The sequence below is a fragment of the Anditalea andensis genome, assembly GCF_000714815.1.
GTDB classification, from domain to species: domain Bacteria; phylum Bacteroidota; class Bacteroidia; order Cytophagales; family Cyclobacteriaceae; genus Anditalea; species Anditalea andensis.
Genome location: NZ_JMIH01000028.1, coordinates 17,284 through 32,752 on the forward strand (window position 1 = coordinate 17,284; position 15,469 = coordinate 32,752).

The 15,469-nt window shown below is 39.7% G+C and carries 18 protein-coding genes; 2 read left to right on the plus strand and 16 right to left on the minus strand.

Features of this window, described 5'->3' with window-relative positions:
• Positions 1-2: 2 nt before the first annotated feature.
• The 15 genes from EL17_RS23660 to EL17_RS19350 all read right to left on the minus strand — a co-directional run bounded on the left by EL17_RS23660 (position 3) and on the right by EL17_RS19350 (position 11,343).
• On the minus strand, positions 3-161 hold the full coding sequence (locus EL17_RS23660; protein WP_164675172.1) for a hypothetical protein: 159 nt from the start codon (positions 159-161) through the stop codon (positions 3-5).
• A gap of 240 nt (positions 162-401) precedes the next feature.
• Positions 402-818 carry a hypothetical protein gene (locus tag EL17_RS19285; RefSeq protein WP_035078120.1) on the minus strand — a complete coding sequence of 139 codons (417 nt, stop codon included), beginning with the start codon at positions 816-818 and terminating at the stop codon, positions 402-404.
• Between the two features lie 219 nt (positions 819-1,037).
• On the minus strand, positions 1,038-2,033 hold the full coding sequence (locus EL17_RS19290; protein ID WP_035078123.1) for an adenosine kinase: 996 nt from the start codon (positions 2,031-2,033) through the stop codon (positions 1,038-1,040).
• 71 nt (positions 2,034-2,104) lie between these two features.
• Positions 2,105-3,271, minus strand: a complete 1,167-nt coding sequence (locus tag EL17_RS19295) for a hypothetical protein (protein ID WP_035078126.1) — start codon at positions 3,269-3,271, stop codon at positions 2,105-2,107.
• Between the two features lie 99 nt (positions 3,272-3,370).
• A complete protein-coding gene (locus EL17_RS19300) occupies positions 3,371-4,660 on the minus strand; it encodes a purple acid phosphatase family protein (RefSeq protein ID WP_051720200.1) in 1,290 nt (429 codons plus the stop codon).
• Between the two features lie 194 nt (positions 4,661-4,854).
• On the minus strand, positions 4,855-5,055 hold the full coding sequence (locus EL17_RS19305) for a helix-turn-helix transcriptional regulator (RefSeq protein WP_035078130.1): 201 nt from the start codon (positions 5,053-5,055) through the stop codon (positions 4,855-4,857).
• Positions 5,056-5,469, minus strand: a complete 414-nt coding sequence (locus EL17_RS19310) for a hypothetical protein (protein ID WP_035078132.1) — start codon at positions 5,467-5,469, stop codon at positions 5,056-5,058.
• A gap of 68 nt (positions 5,470-5,537) precedes the next feature.
• Positions 5,538-5,966: a hypothetical protein gene (locus EL17_RS19315; protein ID WP_035078134.1), complete on the minus strand. Its 429-nt coding sequence runs from the start codon at positions 5,964-5,966 to the stop codon at positions 5,538-5,540.
• A 146-nt stretch (positions 5,967-6,112) separates the two neighbouring features.
• Positions 6,113-7,426, minus strand: coding sequence for a 30S ribosomal protein S12 methylthiotransferase RimO (rimO, locus tag EL17_RS19320; RefSeq protein WP_035078137.1), 1,314 nt, complete (start codon positions 7,424-7,426; stop codon positions 6,113-6,115).
• A 324-nt stretch (positions 7,427-7,750) separates the two neighbouring features.
• Positions 7,751-8,440 carry a monofunctional biosynthetic peptidoglycan transglycosylase gene (mtgA, locus tag EL17_RS19325; RefSeq protein ID WP_205623591.1) on the minus strand — a complete coding sequence of 230 codons (690 nt, stop codon included), beginning with the start codon at positions 8,438-8,440 and terminating at the stop codon, positions 7,751-7,753.
• A 2-nt stretch (positions 8,441-8,442) separates the two neighbouring features.
• A complete protein-coding gene (locus EL17_RS19330) occupies positions 8,443-9,261 on the minus strand; it encodes a class I SAM-dependent methyltransferase (protein WP_035078152.1) in 819 nt (272 codons plus the stop codon).
• A gap of 97 nt (positions 9,262-9,358) precedes the next feature.
• A complete protein-coding gene (locus EL17_RS19335; RefSeq protein WP_035078153.1) occupies positions 9,359-9,631 on the minus strand; it encodes an acylphosphatase in 273 nt (90 codons plus the stop codon).
• Positions 9,632-10,036: 405 nt separating this feature from the next.
• Complete coding sequence (locus EL17_RS19340) at positions 10,037-10,483, minus strand: hypothetical protein (protein WP_035078155.1); 447 nt, start codon at positions 10,481-10,483, stop codon at positions 10,037-10,039.
• Positions 10,483-10,758: a hypothetical protein gene (locus EL17_RS19345; protein ID WP_035078164.1), complete on the minus strand. Its 276-nt coding sequence runs from the start codon at positions 10,756-10,758 to the stop codon at positions 10,483-10,485. Before EL17_RS19345 ends, EL17_RS19340 begins: the two co-directional genes overlap by 1 nt.
• 30 nt (positions 10,759-10,788) lie before the next feature.
• Positions 10,789-11,343 (minus strand): hypothetical protein, encoded by a 555-nt coding sequence (locus tag EL17_RS19350; protein ID WP_164675174.1) that lies wholly within the window; start codon positions 11,341-11,343, stop codon positions 10,789-10,791.
• 635 nt (positions 11,344-11,978) lie between these two features.
• On the opposite strand from EL17_RS19350, the gene EL17_RS19360 reads away from it, so the two are divergent.
• Positions 11,979-13,079 (plus strand): vWA domain-containing protein, encoded by a 1,101-nt coding sequence (locus EL17_RS19360; protein WP_035078171.1) that lies wholly within the window; start codon positions 11,979-11,981, stop codon positions 13,077-13,079.
• A gap of 4 nt (positions 13,080-13,083) precedes the next feature.
• Positions 13,084-14,598 (plus strand): P-loop NTPase family protein, encoded by a 1,515-nt coding sequence (locus EL17_RS19365; RefSeq protein ID WP_035078647.1) that lies wholly within the window; start codon positions 13,084-13,086, stop codon positions 14,596-14,598.
• 125 nt (positions 14,599-14,723) lie between these two features.
• Here EL17_RS19365 and EL17_RS19370 read toward each other — a convergent pair whose 3' ends face one another.
• Positions 14,724-15,032, minus strand: a complete 309-nt coding sequence (locus EL17_RS19370; RefSeq protein ID WP_035078173.1) for a type II toxin-antitoxin system PemK/MazF family toxin — start codon at positions 15,030-15,032, stop codon at positions 14,724-14,726.
• Positions 15,033-15,469 lie beyond the last annotated feature (437 nt).

Consider the following 15,469-nt stretch of genomic DNA (forward strand, 5'->3'; position numbering starts at 1 on the left):
ATTTATGGGGTAATATTTAATTTTTCAATCTCTGGAGCACCTTGTAGCCCTCTTTTAAAATTCTCCCAATCTTTAAAGATAAGTGAGGCTATTATAAAAGTGGTCGCAAATAATAAAACTTTCAGTATGGCAATGCCATTTCTTTTCATATTGATTTTCATTTTATTTTATTTTTTGGCAGGCTGACCTGAGTGTACAATTTTTTCTTTATATAACCAATAGCAATATTTTATTAAGACTATCGCCGTCAACCATTGGATAACAAAATAAATATATTTGTTTACCTCCATACCCAAAAACTGGAAAGTATCGGTAGGATTTGCAGTCATAGTTTCTATTGACGTATAGCAGAACTGCAAACTGAGTAAAGCATATAGTATTATCTTCAAGTATTTCATAGCTTAAATATTTAAAATTGACGTGCCCGATAATGTATTCCTACCTTGATGCTTTTTTTGAAATGGTATATAAAAAAACCAGATCACTGATCCCGCTAGCCCCAGATAGGCAAACCTCCAATAATCAATTGGCTGATTATTAAAAACAACAGGATATGTCTCAAAAATAAAATACATACTAAAAATAAATGCGAATTGATAAACAGGAATTTCCTTGCGGTGGAAAAAACTGATCATAAAATAAACGGCTGCCATACTTATACCTGCAATACCCGCCCGGGAAAATTCAAAATCATACAGGTTATTTTCAGCAATATATTCTCTATAGGAGTGGTTCAGCTGATAACCAACCACCAAAAGCAGCAATGTCCAAAAAAAATGCACCCTGCCATAATAATCAAGTTTTAATTTTTTTTTCATTTTTCAAAAAATTAATTGCGGGGAAAAATAAGCCAACTAATTTTTAAATACAAATTAATGTTTCACCTATTTAGCGAAACAGTGAAAACTGCACATGTACTTATGTATTATCAAGTGGCAAAACAATACAACTGTGTTTATCTCAATTAAACAATGAAAAAAATCCCTCCCTTGCCTAATCTAGACTTGGAAAGGATTTATAAAATAAGGAAAATAAATTTAAGGATTCAATCTTCCCAAAATCTCCTTAGCCTCAGGCCAGGTAAGCCTTGGTCCAAACTGGCTTACGATCTTAGAACTGGCCATTGAAGCCAACTTTCCACTAGATGCATAAGAATGACCATTGGTGATGCCATACATAAATGCTCCGGCAAACATATCGCCTGCTCCATTACTATCCACCGCTGTGGTTTTATATGGCTCAATGTCTATAAATGTATCCCCATCCCAGATCATGGCACCGTTTTTACCCTGGGTGATACAAAAATGCTTGGCTGCTTTTTTCAGCTCTTCACGGGCATCTATTACATTGTCCTTACCGGTGTAAAGCATCGCTTCTTCCTCATTGGCAAATAGCATGTCTACACTATGGCCGATTACATCATCAAAGTTGGCTTTAAAATATTTCACCATAGCAGGATCCGAAAAGGTAATCGCCACTTTTACACCATTCTCTTCTGCCACTTTTTTGGCATGGAGCATCGCTGCTTTACCATTTTCGGAAGTGACGAGATAGCCTTCGATGTATAGATATTTGGAATCTTTAATAGCACTTTCATTCACATCATTCACAGAATAGGTCTGCGTGATGCCCAAGAAAGTATTCATGGTCCTCTCAGCATCTTCGGTTACCATGACCAGACATTTTCCGGTGATACCAGCCTCCAATTTTTCAGCATTAAGATTGTTGTCCACCCCGGATTCCTTCATATCATTCATAAAGAAATGGCCCAATTCGTCATCGGCTACTTTACAGCTATAATACGATTTGCCTCCAAACTGACTAACAGCTATTACAGTATTGGCTGCTGACCCACCACATTGCTTTTTGGCTTCAGCAGTATTGATCACCCCCATCAATGCATTCTGACGGTCTTCGTCCACCAGGGTCATAACACCTTTTTCTACTTCATTATCAAGAAAGAACTGGTCACTTACTTTAAATTCAATATCTACCAAGGCATTTCCAATGCCGGTTATGTCATATTTTTTCATCTGTATATATATATATTGATTATTTACTTTCGTAGATAAAATGAATTAGTATTGAGAATATCAATAGTCAACTATTCAAATATCTTATGCCTTTCAAAGGGCTTTTGTCTGTCAAAGAGGTATCGATAAGTATGGTGGGTTTTATAAATGGTGGCATGCAGCTGTTCGCATACGCGCATCATCTTCGGATTGAAATCACCTATCCAGTTCATCTCTATGGTCTTATATGAAAAACCTGAGGTACTGGCAAGGGTTCTATTGTATTCCATGATCATAGCACTCTCTACTCCCTTTCCCTGTAATTCCGGCACTACCCCAAATACCAGTCCAAGCATTTTATTGGGAGGGTTAAAAGTTTTGTTCCAGATAAATTTAAGTTTCCCGATCAGGTCCATCTTTCCGTCCACATATTGGAAAAGCTGGTTGATCTCAGGAATATTAATGAAAAAAGATACCGGCTCCCCTTTATAAAACCCAAAATAAATCAGCCGAACATCTATAATAGGCTTCATCTTGCCGAACATAAGCTTGGTCTCTTTTAGGGTAAGTGATTTGCCCATATGCCGAGCCCAAGCTTTATTATATACGGTCATGAAATATTCGGGGGCCTCTTTCATAATTTCGCTTTTGGTGATATGTCGAAAAGTAAAATCAGGATCGGAGCTGATCTTCCGTGCCCGCTCTATCATTTTCGGGTCAAACCCTTGCCCTTTTACCGGTCTCATGTAAGTATACTGCTTGAAATATAACCTGAACCCGTATGCTTCGAAAAAATCTTTATAGTAAGCAAAGTTCCAAGGCATATTATAGTTAGGCGGCGTAAATCCATCTACGAGCAGGCCCCACCATTTATCCCGCTCGCCAAAGTTTATGGGCCCGTCCATGGCTTCCATCCCCTCAGTTTCCAGCCAGGCTTTGGCGGTATCAAAAAGAAGAAAAGCGGCCTTTTGATCTTGGATGCATTCAAAAAATCCCATGCCACCGGTCGGTTGTTTTTCTTTCATTTTAGGATTGATAAAAGCAGCTACCCGGCCAATGGTTATACCATTTTTGTCCTGAAGTAACCATCTTTTGGCTTTAGCCCCCTGCCTGAACAGTTTATTGCTTTCCGGATGAAAAAGTCCTTCTATATCCTTATTGAGTGGCCGGATCCAATTTGACTCGCCTGAATATAGGCGAACGGCCATTTCAATAAACTCTTTCTGATGCGCTTCACTGGTGACTTCCAGTAATTCCATACGTTACACTTTTATTGGGAGTACAAATTTAGGCAAAAAAAACGGAACCCCTAAAGAAGGTGTTCCGAAAGCTACAGGCTTATGCTAAAGGATATTTATTCAATCAGTTTCCGATTTCACCTCCATTCTCAGGTGGAGCGGATTATTGGGATAGGTATCTATGACACGTCCATATTCATCTACCGAAATCAAGCTATAGCCTCTGCCTTCAAGGCTAAGGATAGTAAATGCCCGAATGCTCTGTGACTTTTTCAGGTACCAGGTAGTATTGGCCGAATGAACCTCACGCGGGCTCGTCCCCCATGAACCATCGCCTACATACACTATTCCTTTCTCGTTTACTTTTTCCTCCCAGATAGGATGGGTACGCTTATAGGCATGGTCATGATTTTCGAATGCCAGACGCACACCGTTTTTTTCGAATAAAGGTACCCAATGCTCCCTAACCCTTTTCTGTCCTGCCCCTTCATATTCCCTTACGGAAGGAAAGCCGGGTACATGATATATCGGGATCAGATGCAGTACATCAGTTCTGTCCTCTAGGTTTTTGGCAAGCCAGTCTGTCTGCTCACCTCCTATGGCATTGGTATGGTCGGTGTCCAGCAGAAAAAGGCTCAGGTACTTGCCAAAATCAAGGACCCCATATCCAGGGTGAGAAGGAAAGGCAAATAATGAATAAAAAAACGGGGCTATTTTCAGCCTGTTTTCATCATTGGCCACAAAGTCAGCATGGCTGGTATAATATCCTTTTTGTACCTCATGATTTCCTATGGCTACCAGCATGGGTACTATTCTGCCATCACTTGCGATCAGCGAGTTGTTATATGCTTCAAACCATTGGTACCAGCGGCCCACTGCTTCCGGATCCCCATTGGCATAAGCCAGGTCCCCTCCTATCACTACAAAATCTGGATCAAAGCTCATGGCCTGTCTTCCCGTCCTTTCCATGTTTTTCTTATCGTGCATGGTGTCACCTCCTACCGCTATTCTGATTGATTTATCTCTCAAATCAGTAGGCATGGTCCGAAAATAAAATATCGCTTCCTGGCCTTCTAACTGAATATCATACCTGCTGTCCGGCTCTAAACCTTTAAGTTCAACACGGTGGATCCATCGTTTCGGTGAAGTAAAGGGAAATTCCAGCACTTTACCCTTTTCCTCTCTCCATTCTGCCTCGCCCTCTTTCCGGATCTTAAATGTCTGCCCTTCTTCTCCGAAGCTATGCCAATCTACGACCATAGAACTGGTGGGATCTTCCTTCCAGGTAAGGAACCATCCGATGAATGGGTCCTGTGCCTGGTTTTGTTGGGCAAAGGCCGGAAATTGGAAAACTATAAACCAAATGAGAAAAAGAACAGCAGTGGGTTTATGGGTGAAATTTATAGTCATGATCAAGTTTTGTTTACAGTAAGTAATGATACTAAAAATCATAAGAAGTCAAAAATTAAGTTAAGGTTCTATCTCTGAATTTTCTCATAAAACATAAAATCTAATTTATACTATATAATAAATAGTAACAAAGGAATGGAAAATTTAAGGGCATACAGGGTCTTTTTAATCTTAAAAATAACCGCTTTCCATTCCTAATCCTCCAGGTCCAACTCGAATATATCATTAACTGTAACCTCAAAATAACGGGCTATTTTTAATGCCAATACGGTGGAAGGCACATATTTACCGGATTCTATAGAATTAATCGTTTGCCGGGAAACTCCAATTTCCTCGGCCAAATCCTGCTGTGTGATGTCCTTTTTTGCCCGCTCTACTTTTAAAGTGTTGTTCATTTAGATACTCTGAGAATTATTAAATTTTTGAAAGTGGAAAGCAATAAAAATATAGAAGTTTAATAGAAACAGTACTGAAAAAGTTGATATGGTCACACCCGAAAATCCCCAAAAAGAGACAATAAAATTAAATATCACTTGAACAAACAAACCTAATAACAAATAAAAGAAACCCAGCTGATAGGCTTGCAACCGAATTTTTTGTACCATCTCATCCTCGGCGTTCTGCCGAGTCAGATTCAGTATCAAAAAGCCGGCAGCCCAGCAGCCACTCATCAGATCCAATATGTAATCGCCTACATCGATTTTGGTGAAAAATGAACCAATTATCAGAATGAATGGTAAGGGAATAAATGCATAACCTAAAAGCAACCACTTTCTATTCAAGAGGGGAAAATCTACATCTACTTTCATAAGTCAGGTATGTTTTAAACAAATCAAAGTTTATATTAATTCAAAATTTTAAAAAGGCTAATTAATAATTAAGTTGTTTTTGAATCCTTTGCGGCAATATATTTTTGATATTGGAAGGCAAAAAAAATATAGGCATTCAATAGAAATAGAATCAATGTAGCCGAAATAGGTATACCTGAAGCTCCCCAAAAGGAACTGGCAAATTTGATTGCAACAATAGCAGTCATCCCTGAAAGCAACCAAAAAAAACCTGTATGATAGGCCTGTAAACGGAAATTCTTGATCATCTCATCTTCAATTTTCTCCTTAGTCAAATTCAATATCAAAAAGCCAGCGGCCCAACAACCATAGCCTATGTCCAGCACATAATCTGTCAAATCAAGATTGATAAAAACAGAACCAATCAGTATAAAGATAGGCAGGGGAAAAAAGGCATACCCAACAGGCAACCATTTCCTGTTCAACAAGGGAACATCTATAATGGGATCTAATTTCATAAGTCATGTTTGTTTTACACTAAGTAAAGCAAACTTTACATAATTTCCAAATATCAGTTCGTTTGTATCAAAAAAAATCCTGTCTGGTTTTGAAAACCTGACAGGATTATATTCTACTTTAATTGGAAAGGGTGAGATAAATCAAATCACGCCACCACATCCCCATAAAGGTCAAACTCGGTAGCGGTATTAATCTTCACATCCACAAAATCGCCGATGCGGCAATAATGCTTCGAAGCATCTATCAGCACTTCATTGTCCACCTCCACAGAGTCATATTCGGTCCTGCCCACAAAGTGGCCATTTTCTTTTTTGTCAATCAGTACTTTAAAGGTCTTGCCTACCTTATCTTGGTTAAGGTCATAGCTGATCTGCTCCTGGATCTCCATCAGATAGTTGGCCCGGTCCTGCTTCACCTCTTCAGGTGTACTGTCTTCCATGGTGTGTGCATGGGTATTTTCTTCGTGACTATAAGTAAATACACCAAGCCTTTCAAACTTCATCCTTTCTACAAAGTCCACCATTTCCTGGAATTCTCTTTCTCCCTCACCGGGATGACCTGCTATCAGCGTGGTACGGATAGCAATATCAGGAAGCACATCCCGGATGGAATGGATCAACTCTTCCTGCTTTTCTCTTGTAGTTCCTCTCCGCATTGCTTTCAGCACATCAGAGGAACCATGCTGAAGTGGAATATCCAGATAATTACAGATATTTGGCCTTTCTTTCATCACTTCAATCACATCCATAGGGAAACCTGTAGGATAGGCGTAATGTAAACGTATCCAGTCAATTCCCTGGACATCAGATAGTGCACGCATAAGGTCAGCCAGTCTTCGCTTTTTGTAGATATCCAATCCATAATAAGTGGAGTCCTGCGCTATCAATAGTAATTCACGGGTTCCATTAGCAGCTTTGTGTTCTGCTTCCTTTACCAGATCATCAATGGACCTGGAGATATGCCCACCCCTCATGATGGGTATAGCGCAGAAGGAACATGGCCTGTCACAGCCTTCCGATATCTTCATATAAGCATAGTGTGATGAGTGGGTAAGTAGTCTTTCCCCAACTAGCTCATGCTTATAATCAGCTTTAAATTTTTTTAATAATGCAGGAAGATCTCTGGTACCAAAAAATGCATCAACTTGCGGTATTTCAAGTTCTAAATCATCTTTATAACGTTGGGAGAGGCAACCGGTCACATATACCTTATCTACCAATCCCTGCTCTTTGGCATCTACATACTGTAATATGGTATCAATGGATTCTTGCTTGGCATTATCTATAAACCCGCAGGTGTTAATAATAATAATATTGTTATCCTTTGAACTTGATTCATGAACGGTATCTATTCCATTCCCTCTCAACTGTGTCATCAACACTTCCGAATCGACCAGGTTCTTGGAACAGCCCATGGTGATGATGTTGACTTTATCTTTTCTTAATGTTCTTGCCTTCAAAACTTTTAATATTTGAGCAAAAGTACAAAAAATAGATGAACTTAAGCTTGAGTATGAGCAGAGTATTAAAAAAGACTTCTAGAATACAAAAAAGGTGAGATTATTTAACTTTTCTTCACATTACTTAAATATTAAGGACATCGCGAAAATGTACCTGATTAATTAAATATTCCTTAACGATAAGTTTGCACCGCTTGGAGTAAGAATATCTACATTTGATACCGTACAGCAAACGAACACTTTTTCAACTCCTTGCTTTACTTTTTAGCGCCGATTACATTCGGCGCTATTTTTTTCACTAATTTTCAATAATTAGTAGATATACTATTTCCCAAACCCCACCGGTTCCAGATTGCTCATCTGCCGTAATATCCAGCTCTGCCGCTGTCTGTTATACCCTGTAGGCTTTTTGGGGTTCCACATCAATGGGCCCGGGACGATGGCAGCCAGCATGGCGGCTTCATGACGGGTGATCTCAGCAGCTGGCTTACCATAAAAAGTCTGGGCAGCAGCTTCTACACCATAGACACCATCACCTAATTCGATGACATTCAGATAGACCTCCATGATCCTTTCTTTAGACCAGAATAATTCTATCAAAACTGTAAAATAAGCTTCCAGCCCTTTGCGGAAATAATTTCGTGCAGGCCAGAGGAACACATTTTTAGCTGTCTGCTGGCTAATAGTACTGCCTCCTTTCATCTTTTTCCCTGCTTTATTTCCTTCTAAGGCTTTCTCAATGGCCTCCCGGTCAAACCCTGAATGGATGAGAAACTTCTGATCCTCTCCCGCATATACGGCTTGTGGCAAATGTCTGGAGATATGTTCTAAAGATTTCCAGGTTTTCACCAACCTCACTTCCCTATCATCTTCCCTGGCTTGCTCCCACATACGGATTACCATCAGAGGGGTAATAGGAACCGGTACAAACCGATAAATGATGGTAATAACAATGGAGAACAGAAAGCATCCCAGTAGAAAAATGCCTATTCTTTTTAAGATTCTTTTTAGCATTATTATCTGTTATAAGCTGTGGCTTGTATAAACCTATAGTAAAAAATCGAATCCGGCATGTCCCTCAACTCATCCATGGTCTGCTGCATGCTGTCCACTTCAGCCTCAGAGATTACGCCCTCTCCAATCATGGCAGAAGCACCGCTGCTCATGAGATTTTTCCAGTAAGTAAAGACCTTCTTTTTTTCTTCCTGCTCCCGGCTGTCCAGGTGGAATCCTCCTGACCTAAGTGAAATATCACGATAGCCACACTTTTCTAACATATCACCGAGCTTTGCTCCTACTTCCGGATCTCCACCGATAGATCGCTGGTAGTCATTATAAATTTCCCAATAATGGGTAATTTCTTTTCTAACAGGGTAGGTATAGAAGGTAGAATTCAATACTTCAGTGATGACCACTTTGGCATGGGGTAGAAGGGCTGACTTCATCGAACGGAGGATTTCTATGGGCTCGGTGACATGCTCGAGCACCCAGCAGACAAATGCCGCATCAAACACCTTAAGCAGGTCAAGATTTTTGGCATCCTGCTGGATAAAGCTGATCCTGCTCATTTCACATCCTTTGGAAGCAAGATTTTTCTTGGCTTTATCTATCTGCTTTTGTTCATATTCGATACCGGTAATACTAAGATGGGGAAACCTTCTCAGCAGGATCTCTGTCTGCGCCCCTACCCCACTGCCGATCTCCAGTAATCGCTGGCAGTCTTCATAATCGATAAAATCAAATATTTTGCTTTCGATTACATTAGCCTGCTCCATGAGCCTTTCCTGCTCCACCTCTTCATATCCATGAAGGTATTTATTGCCTTTTTCTGACATGTTATTAAAATTTCCGAAAGATAGATAAAAGATCCAATGTATAGATAGCTGTTGCCTGTACAGTAAAAAAATAAGATTTCAAAGTGATAAATCCCTACTATTCCTTTATCTCAAATCCGGTATACCCCTGCTCCTCTCCAGCTTCGATGAGAAGGTTTTCTACCAGTGCCTTAGGTGGTCCCTGACTGAGCCAAGCTTCCATGGCTTTAACCGCATGACGGTTACCCTCGATCTCGGCAAACACGGAACCATCTCTTTCATTTCTGACCCAACCACTGATGTCCAGCTCTTCAGCTTTGGCTTTGGTACTTTTTCTAAAAAATACACCCTGAACTTTCCCTATGATAGTAATGCGTTTGTTTGTTTTCATGATTTTACTTATTATCCGCTAATATTAAACACTTATGGTGATTATTAAAAACACCCATTCATTTGTTTAGGATGGTATTTATTTAATAAATGCTTTATTTCAGGGCAAATTCCTTAATTATCAAAAATATATCAGGGACTGTTTTCATGATGCTCGATGTCTTTTCAAAAGCTTTTCAGAACCCCCTTTCGACTTTGTAGATAGCTTTTTTCTGCTTATTTAAAATATTCTAGGGCAACTTGTAGCCTACCTCAATTCTATAACCATTCAAGCCGGAGTGCGATACCTGTTCAAATCTTTGACCATCAATAGTATAATCAGCAAATAATGTGTCAAAAATGGGGGAACTGAAATTTCTGGTGATATTTAGCGTTAAAAAGCTTGAATTGAACACCCCGATTTCCATTATACTCCTGCATTTAGAAATAAACGTTTATGTTCTAAATTTTTATCATTAATCGTGTGAGCGTCATATTCATAAACTGTACCATCAGGAGTGTTCAATGAGCCAGTTCCTTTAGACTCATACTCGGTTTTACTTCGGTCGCGCAAGGCATAATTTCCGGAAAACAAAACCCCAAACCGAATGGCTTCACGACCTGTTACGTCCATGTCATATTTTAAGGATAATGGAATGGCAGACATCACATAATTATGGAAACTGATCAAAATAGGATCATACCCTTTATAGGCAAATTGATAATTATTATTAGCGCTGAATTTAGAATAGCCTGATTCAATGGAGAACCTTTTGAACCTGTATCCTAGAAGTAAGCTGAACTGCCCACTGGAATTGACATAGTTTTGGTCTGGTTTCAGCCTATTTTGACGCCATCTAAGACCGCCTGTCACTAAAACATATCCCCATCTTCCCTTGCCAGTGCATATTTTGCCATTCTGTTGGAATTGAAATAGGTCCTCCGAGGGGAAAGTAAGCTATTTTCATTCTTGGTTGAAAGCTCACTGTAAAATGGATCCATGAAATATAAGGAATCTGAAAATATCCCCTGTGGAATAAACGTCTTATATGCCATTTGCTCCTTTGGAATTCCTGCCATCAGAGAATCTCCTTGGGTCATTCCAAATTGGAAGCTAATGGTGCTGAATAATAGTATGATCAGGTTCATAAATGAAGGTTTTCAAAACTTAAAAAGAGATTACTTGAGCCTATAGGTATATCCCAACATCACGGCGGTGAAATTACCACTTAATCTGTGGGTGCTTTGGTAGGAAGTTCCTTCAAATACTATTTCGTTTAGCTCCCTGATAATAATATCACCGCCTGGTTTTATTCCCCGTTGAGCATCTAGGGTAATGAATTGTCTTTCATCCAATTTATAGAATATTCCTATTTCTGGTCTTAAAAATACATTGAACCTACTTTGGACCTGATGGTAAGAATCATTCAGTAATAGATTATGTATAGGAGTATTTGCATCCCATTTAAGAATTAAGAATTTGTCGTGGTCAATTTTATAAGACTCATCATGGGTAATGGCTAAAGGCAATGCTAAGGAAGCTTGAAATCCGAATTTTGAATGACGGAGATGAAAACTTTTCTTGACTACAGGACTGATCTGGAAAAATGTAGAGGGGAGTGTCTTAGTCCCCATAATTCGTTTTGTATCACTCCTTGCTAAAACAAAACTATATCCAAATCTATTGACTGCAAAATCTAATCCGAATCCCCAATTGCTTTTCTTCTCTTGCATGACAGAAAACTTAAAGCCCACAATCCGGAATTTTGAGTACTAAGCATATCAAAATTTCCGTCTACATTCCATTTATAGGTAGGAGCTCCTATTCTAGCACTTATATACAACTTTTCTTCTTGACCGAAAGCTTTCAGCTGGTATGTGAAAAATAAGTAAACAATAATTAGCAATGGTCTCATCTTGATCGAGTTTATAGGATTATTTACAGTTTAAAAGTACTATTAACTCACTCAATTAATTTGGTAATATCAGGTGTCAAATCTTCATTCAGATCACGCTGACACCCCCCCCGATAAAAATAGTTGATGTTACAGCGAGCATGTAACTCAAGGCATTAATTGTTTTGTTCATTGTTTGAAAAGTTCTTAAGTAAAAAATTAAAATATGGTCAAATATAGATTTAAAAATCAATATAAAAATAAAGTCTTAAACTTTTAATTTCAAACCTTAACTACCTAGTAGTAAGTAGAAAACAGGCCTTAAGAAGGTATTAACTGAAACGGTTTTTTGTACTTGATTCAATTCCTCAAAAACATACTAGACCCGCTCAATTATATTTATATTCATTAGATTAAACCAGTAGCCTACTATTCTTGTTATAGGCACAACATCCAATTTCTGCTATAGATTTTATGAAAGGATTTAAATTTACGAAATATACACCCTCCAAGGATCCCGACAAAAGCACTTTTGAAAACCTGCTGAATATTTTCCTCCAGCTGGTCACTATGACCGGAGGGGATGTGGCCGAGGCACTGAGCTGGCTGACCAATCTGGACAAGCGGTATAATATGACCAGCCCCGAATATGGGATAGGTAATTTTATAGACGACCTGAAAGAAAAAGGATACCTGACAGAGGAAAACCAAAATGGGGAAATCAAAATCACGGGCAAATCAGAACAGCTGATCCGGAAAAATGCGCTGGAAGAAATCTTCGGCAAACTCAAACGGGGCAAAAGCGGCCAGCACAAGACGACCCATACAGGACGCGGGGATGAACGCGGCACCGATCGCCGTGCTTTCCAATTTGGGGACAATCTTGACCAAATAGCCCTCACTGATTCCTTGAGAAATGCCCAGACCAACCACGGGATATCCGGGGATTTTATTCTGACAGAAGATGACCTGGAGATAGTAGAAAAAGAATATAAATCCCAGACCTCTACGGTCCTGATGATCGATATCTCCCACTCCATGATCCTATATGGGGAAGACCGGATCACCCCTGCCAAAAAAGTGGCCATGGCACTAGCGGAACTCATCAAGACACGATACCCCAAGGATACTTTGGACATCATCGTCTTCGGAAATGATGCCTGGCAGATCCAGATCAAAGATCTCCCCTATCTACAGGTAGGCCCATATCATACCAATACCGTGGCAGGGCTCGAACTGGCCATGGACATCCTCCGCAGGAGAAAAAATGCCAATAAGCAGATCTTTATGATCACAGACGGTAAGCCTACCTGCCTCAAGGTGGGGATCAAATATTACAAAAACAGCTTTGGAATAGACAGCAAAATCTTGAATGAAACCTTAAAACTGGCCGCACAGTGCCGCAAGCTGAAGATCCCGGTGACTACCTTCATGATCGCCACGGATCCTTATCTGAAGGAATTCGTAAAAGAATTTACCAAAGCAAACAATGGAAATGCCTATTACAGTGATTTACAGGGTCTAGGAGACCTGATTTTTGAAGATTTCAGCAGAAACCGTACAAAACGTTTTTAACAACATGGATTATAAAAACCTTACAGGAAAAGAATTACAAAGCATCAAAACACTAGGGGAACTCAAAGCCGCCGGATACCAAGCTAAATCCATCAAAGAAGAACTGAGGAGCAACCTTATCCAAAAGATCAAGCACAAAGAAAATGTATTTGAAGGCATCTGGGGATACGAAGACACCGTCATACCCGATATAGAAAGGGCCATTCTTTCCAGACATAATATCAACTTGCTAGGTCTACGTGGTCAGGCGAAAACCAGAATTGCCAGAATGATGACCCTGCTTTTGGATGAATTCGTGCCGGTGGTGAAGGGATCAGAACTGAATGATGATCCCCTGCAGCCCCTTACCACTTTCGCAAAGGGTCTCATAGATGAAAAAGGAGATGCCACCCCCATCAGCTGGTGGCACCGCTCCGACCGATATACCGAGAAACTGGCCACTCCTGATGTATCAGTGGCTGACCTTATCGGCGATGTGGATCCCATCAAAGCCGCTACCCTAAAGCTCTCCTATAATGATGAGCGGGTAATCCATTATGGATTGGTGCCCAGATCTCATAGAAGTATTTTTGTGATCAACGAACTTCCGGATCTTCAGGCCAGGATTCAGGTAGCGCTATTCAATATCCTTCAGGAAGGCGATATTCAGATCAGGGGATTTAAATTAAGATTGCCACTGGACATCCAATTTGTATTTACCGCTAACCCCGAGGATTATACCAATAGGGGCAGTATCGTCACGCCGCTAAAGGATAGGATAGAAAGCCAGATCATCACCCACTATCCAAAATCCATAGAAACAGGGAAACGCATCACCGCCCAGGAGGCCAAGCTTAATGATAAGCCCACAGACAGAATCCATGTGCCGGAGCTGATGAAAGACCTCATAGAGCAGGTGGCCATAGAAGCCAGAAGCAGTGAATATGTGGATGAAAAAAGCGGTGTATCTGCCCGACTGACGATCTCTGCTTACGAAAACCTGATCAGTGCCGCAGAAAGAAGGTTATATCTAAATGATGAAAATACCACAGTAGTAAGGATAGCTGACCTGATAGGGATAGTGCCTGCCATTACCGGTAAGATCGAACTGGTCTATGAGGGTGAACAGGAAGGTGCCGGACTGGTAGCCTATACACTCATCGGCAAAGCCGTGCGAACACTTTTTACCGAATACTTCCCATCACCGGAGCAGAAGAAGCGGGAAAAAGAAGGAAATCCTTATGTACATCCACTGGCTTGGTTTGGAGAAGGAAATGAAGTGGATATCCTGGCATCACAAAGTGATAAAGAATATAAAAAAATCCTGCATAAGATCCCTGGACTGGAAAACATCGTGACCAAAAATGTCAGTGACCTTCCGGAAAAGGAAAAGGAATTCTTCATGGAATTTGCCCTGCATGGCTTGGCAGAATACAGCCAGCTAAGCAAGAAATTGCTGGATACCGGCATGCAGTTCAAAGACCTGTTCAGCAGTATGTTTAATTTGGGAGAAGAAGAGGAGGATGAGGATGATTTATAGAGGTTAAAAAAAAGCCTATTTCTTAGCGTCTCTACGCCTCTGCGTGAACAATTTCCTCGCAGAGGCGCAGAGAATGCATGGGATACTTTTTTAATCCATATCCCATTTTAATGCTTTTTATCTTTCTAATAGACAAAGGTTTCTTTAATTTCCAATTTACATTTATCAATTTCCTCGCTTGACAAATATCCCAAGGTTTTAATTATTCGTGATTTATCTAGTGTCCTTATTTGGTCCCTACCAATCCAGCCTTGTTGTTCATAATGCTTGACTTTAATTTTTGTCGGGTACTTATAACTTTTGGTTGTCATAGGAGCGCTAATTACCGTTCTTAAGCAATCATTCAATTCGTCTGGCGATATTAATACAGAAGCCCTTATTTTCTTAATTTCGCTACCCACTGTTGGGTCAAGATTTACCAGAATTTTTGATATTACTTAACTTCCATTCGTCAAAGTTTTCATCCTCGAATACATCATCAAATTTTAGGTTATCATCCCCACGCTCATTCATTTTCTTGAATGCCGTTCTCAAGCCTTTTCTAGCTTCATCTAATGGTTTAAGAATGATTTTTTCGTCTTCGAGAATTATTTCAACTTTATTTTTAATGTTGTACTTATCAATTGTTGCCTTACTTAATCGAAGTACTTTGGGTTACCTATTTAAATTATGGAAGCTTCCATACCGTTAGATTGTTATTACAAAGGTATTACTTTATCGATAGATTAGAAGATAAAGTTAGGATCATAAAATTTAGCTTATCGGTTTCTGAATCTTAATATGACGTTTTTATTGTTTATTGATTTGTTTAAGGCTTCCTTATTATTTTAATATTTTTCTTAAGCCCTTTTAGATCTGTAACCCCTTCTGA

Bases quoted from the DNA above. Each gene is read 5' to 3' on its own strand.
- EL17_RS23660 (WP_164675172.1), bottom strand. From the start codon at position 161: ATGAAAATCAATATGAAAAGAAATGGCATTGCCATACTGAAAGTTTTA.
- EL17_RS19285 (WP_035078120.1), bottom strand. From the start codon at position 818: ATGAAAAAAAAATTAAAACTTGATTATTATGGCAGGGTGCATTTTTTT.
- EL17_RS19290 (WP_035078123.1), bottom strand. From the start codon at position 2,033: ATGAAAAAATATGACATAACCGGCATTGGAAATGCCTTGGTAGATATT.
- EL17_RS19295 (WP_035078126.1), bottom strand. From the start codon at position 3,271: ATGGAATTACTGGAAGTCACCAGTGAAGCGCATCAGAAAGAGTTTATT.
- EL17_RS19300 (WP_051720200.1), bottom strand. From the start codon at position 4,660: ATGACTATAAATTTCACCCATAAACCCACTGCTGTTCTTTTTCTCATT.
- EL17_RS19305 (WP_035078130.1), bottom strand. From the start codon at position 5,055: ATGAACAACACTTTAAAAGTAGAGCGGGCAAAAAAGGACATCACACAG.
- EL17_RS19310 (WP_035078132.1), bottom strand. From the start codon at position 5,469: ATGAAAGTAGATGTAGATTTTCCCCTCTTGAATAGAAAGTGGTTGCTT.
- EL17_RS19315 (WP_035078134.1), bottom strand. From the start codon at position 5,966: ATGAAATTAGATCCCATTATAGATGTTCCCTTGTTGAACAGGAAATGG.
- mtgA (WP_205623591.1), bottom strand. From the start codon at position 8,440: ATGCTAAAAAGAATCTTAAAAAGAATAGGCATTTTTCTACTGGGATGC.
- EL17_RS19330 (WP_035078152.1), bottom strand. From the start codon at position 9,261: ATGTCAGAAAAAGGCAATAAATACCTTCATGGATATGAAGAGGTGGAG.
- EL17_RS19335 (WP_035078153.1), bottom strand. From the start codon at position 9,631: ATGAAAACAAACAAACGCATTACTATCATAGGGAAAGTTCAGGGTGTA.
- EL17_RS19345 (WP_035078164.1), bottom strand. From the start codon at position 10,758: ATGAACCTGATCATACTATTATTCAGCACCATTAGCTTCCAATTTGGA.
- EL17_RS19350 (WP_164675174.1), bottom strand. From the start codon at position 11,343: ATGCAAGAGAAGAAAAGCAATTGGGGATTCGGATTAGATTTTGCAGTC.
- EL17_RS19360 (WP_035078171.1), top strand. From the start codon at position 11,979: ATGAAAGGATTTAAATTTACGAAATATACACCCTCCAAGGATCCCGAC.
- EL17_RS19365 (WP_035078647.1), top strand. From the start codon at position 13,084: ATGGATTATAAAAACCTTACAGGAAAAGAATTACAAAGCATCAAAACA.